Source organism: Candidatus Cloacimonadota bacterium (genome assembly GCA_034661015.1).
In the GTDB taxonomy this organism is placed as follows: Bacteria; Cloacimonadota; Cloacimonadia; order JGIOTU-2; family JGIOTU-2; genus JAYEKN01.
Genome location: JAYEKN010000147.1, coordinates 1 through 3,319, shown reverse-complemented (window position 1 = coordinate 3,319; position 3,319 = coordinate 1). Strand labels below are relative to the sequence as shown.

At 33.2% G+C, this 3,319-nt stretch carries 3 protein-coding genes; all 3 read left to right on the top strand.

Features of this window, described 5'->3' with window-relative positions; all coding sequences use genetic code 11:
• Positions 1-335 precede the first annotated feature (335 nt).
• The 3 genes from U9P79_05895 (at position 336) to U9P79_05885 (ending at position 3,107) form a co-directional block, all read left to right on the top strand.
• The gene (locus U9P79_05895) at positions 336-851 is read left to right on the top strand and encodes a permease (GenBank protein MEA2104153.1); all 516 of its coding nucleotides are present in this window, start codon (positions 336-338) and stop codon (positions 849-851) included.
• Between the two features lie 85 nt (positions 852-936).
• On the top strand, positions 937-1,590 hold the full coding sequence (locus tag U9P79_05890; GenBank protein ID MEA2104152.1) for a restriction endonuclease: 654 nt from the start codon (positions 937-939) through the stop codon (positions 1,588-1,590).
• Between the two features lie 2 nt (positions 1,591-1,592).
• Entirely contained in the window at positions 1,593-3,107 is a 1,515-nt protein-coding gene (locus U9P79_05885; protein ID MEA2104151.1) for an N-6 DNA methylase, read from the top strand.
• Positions 3,108-3,319: the final 212 nt, after the last annotated feature.

The window sequence follows — 3,319 nt, the reverse complement described above, 5'->3', positions numbered from 1 at the left end:
AAGAGGTGTGATAGGAAAAAATGTTTGATTTTTGTATTTTTCACAACAAGTGTGCTTTGAAAAACAACATAACATATCTGAATTTAGCAGATATGGCAGGTTGTTTTCCAGAGGGTAAAAATACTTTTTATATTAGCATGAACCATGCCAAACGTTATCGTTTTTTCGAATCGGTATGCAAAAATCGGCTGAATTTAACCAGACGTTCAACCTGACCGCACCAGGCTGATGTTAACCATAGTGTAAAATAATATAACAGCCTGAGGATAACCATATGCTGTCGAACGGCAGGTTAACTTAGGTGTTAAATAACGATAAATAAAAATGAATTTACTATGCAAAAAAATAAAAACACTATGATTATTCCAACATTAATATTAGGGTTTATTGCTATTGGGTTATTGATTTATGGGCACAATAATGGTGTCCATATGCAAGGTCTGAAAAACGGTTTTACTATGACAATTCAAATTCTGCCATTGTTATTTTTTTCATTTATTATTGCTGGAATGATGCAGGTTTTAGTTTCTCCTGATGCGCTTTTAAAGTGGATAGGACCAGAATCTGGAGCTAAAGGAATATTTTTAGGTACGATTACTGGGGCCATTACACCTGGCGGTCCTTTTGTTAGCTTGCCTATTGTAGCAGGATTTATTCATTCAGGTGCAGGAATAGGAACTACGGTTGCTTTCATTACTTCTTGGTCTCTTTGGGCCATAATGAGACTTCCTTTAGAAATTGGAATTTTAGGGTGGGAATTTACCATTGTAAGGTTAGTATCAAGTGCAATACTTCCAATAATAGCCGGTTTTATTGCAAGATTCTTCTTCTCATGGGTCACTATCATATAAACACATCTAACAATGCTAATTCAGACGACGCAAAAAGCCGCGCGGCTGATTAGCGGCGTTATATTTTAAGAATATAGGAGAAATAATGAAACGAAAATTGACAAAGGGCTTGCTTCAAAAAGAAGCAAAATACTTTTCTGAGATCGAATCAAAACATAAAGAACCGAGTCTTTTTGGGGTTACCGATGGCAAAGCAGTAGGGACATATCTCGAACATAAGTTTCAAGCATATTTACACAAAAAATATGAGTATATTGAGGGGAGTTCAGCTAAAGGTATAGATTTTCCTGAGTTATTTGTTGATATGAAGGTAACAAGCATAAAACAACCTCAATCATCATGTCCTTTTAAATCTGCTCGACAAAAGATATTCGGTCTCGGTTACTCCCTTTTAGTATTTGTATATGAAAAAATAGATGACCAAACTGACAGTACAGGCAGATTAATCATAAAACATACAATTTTTGTAACTGATTTTCGTACTGCCGATTATCAAACAACTTCCGGCATAATAAAAATTATTGATAACAAAGGAAACAAAGATGATTTGCTGGCATTTTTTCAAGAACGAATGTTACCAGTAGATGAGATAGAAGCTGACAGGATAGCAGAAGAATTACTCCAAAAGAAACCGGTTGCAGGCTACCTGACAATTTCTAACGCTTTACAATGGCGACTTCAGTATTCACGTGTAATTCAAGAAGCGGGCGATGTTGATGGTGTCGTGAGGGTGAAATGACTTTGGCTAAGACAAAAGAAAAAGTTGAGTTTGGAGATTTTCAAACCCCGTTAGATCTGGCATCAGAAGTGGTTTCAATTTTAGAGATTGATAAATATGAAACTATCATAGAACCAACATGTGGTTTAGGAAGATTCCTTTATGCATGCGAGACTAAACGTAAAAATCATACAAATATTATCGGTTGGGAAATAAATCCAGATTATGTTAAAAAGGCCAATGCTGAGTTGCGAAGCATTACAGGGCGTGATGATGCATTTGTAATACAGCAGGATTTTTTTGATATTGACTGGATAAACGTTAAAAAACAATTACAACAACCAATACTGTTTATTGGTAATCCGCCTTGGGTAACAAATTCCGAACTTGGCAAACTCTTAAGTAAAAATCTCCCCAAGAAGTATAATTTTAAGGACTTAAAAGGCCTTGATGCAATGACAGGAAAAAGTAATTTCGACATTTCAGAGTGGATGCTAATAAAAATTGCAGAATTTATATCGAAAAACAATTCATCTATGGCTTTTCTCGTCAAAACATCTGTTGCCAGAAAAATATTTACCTATATTTGTAAAAACAAGCTTTCGGTTGGTAATTTTTTTATTAAAGAAATTGATGCAAAAAAACACTTTAACGTAAATGTTGATGCTTGTTTGTTTTTTGCTCAAGGTGTTATTGATAATAAAAATAATAAAATTTGCAAAATATTTTCTTCCCTGCATTCGGAAAAACCATACAAAGAGATGGGATTATCAAATGACAAACTTATTTCTAATATTAACTCTTATAAAGCTTTAACGGACATTGATTCTAAGTGTGAATTTAAATGGCGCTCTGGAGTAAAACACGATTGCTCTAAAGTGATGGAATTTGTTAAAAAAGGAGATGCGTTTGTAAATGGATTTAACAAAATCTACTCTCTACCAAGTGATTTCATCTATCCAATGTATAAAAGCTCTAATGTTTCTAAAAGTACATTGCCGCCACCAAGAAAGTATATGATGATAACTCAAAAAAGAATTGGTGAAGAGACCAAATTTATAAAAACAATATCTCCTTTAACTTGGGAATATTTAGAGGAATATGCAGAAAAGTTAGATGTTAGAAAAAGTTCAATTTACAAAAATTCACCAAGATTTTCAATGTTTGGTGTTGGAGATTATACTTTTAAACCATGGAAAGTTGCAATTTCTGGTTTATATAAAAATATCATATTTTCATTAGTTGGCCCATATATTGGCAAACCTGTAGTTTTGGATGATACATGCTATATGCTAGGTTTCGATAAAAAAAATCAGGCAATATTTGTTCATAAAATATTAACTTCGGATATTGCCCAAAAATTTATTGATTCATTAGTCTTCAAGGATAACAAAAGACCGATAACTGTAGCTCTTTTAAGTAGAATTAATATTGAATCTATTGCTAAGAAAATGAGGTTGCATGATGAATATAAAAAGCTATTTGCAGATCATAAACCCAAGCAGTTATCATTATTTAATGAAGAATATAACCAATAAATTCAGCGGACGCAAAAAGCTGCGCCGCTGATTTAAGCGTTATTCGCCTTTAGTTCATTAAAACTTCTAATCTAAAATGTTCATTGCTGTTGATTTACAATCTGGGATAGAAACACATCATTTTTCAAAACACTTTTACACTTTTAGTATTTCTGGCAAATCAAAAGGAACTGGTTGATACACTTTGGGTTGCTTTATGCAAGGAAATATGA

What these genes read in the sequence shown, in the direction of transcription:
- U9P79_05895 (MEA2104153.1), top strand. Translation starts at nt 336, where the DNA reads ATGCAAAAAAATAAAAACACTATGATTATTCCAACATTAATATTAGGG.
- U9P79_05890 (MEA2104152.1), top strand. Translation starts at nt 937, where the DNA reads ATGAAACGAAAATTGACAAAGGGCTTGCTTCAAAAAGAAGCAAAATAC.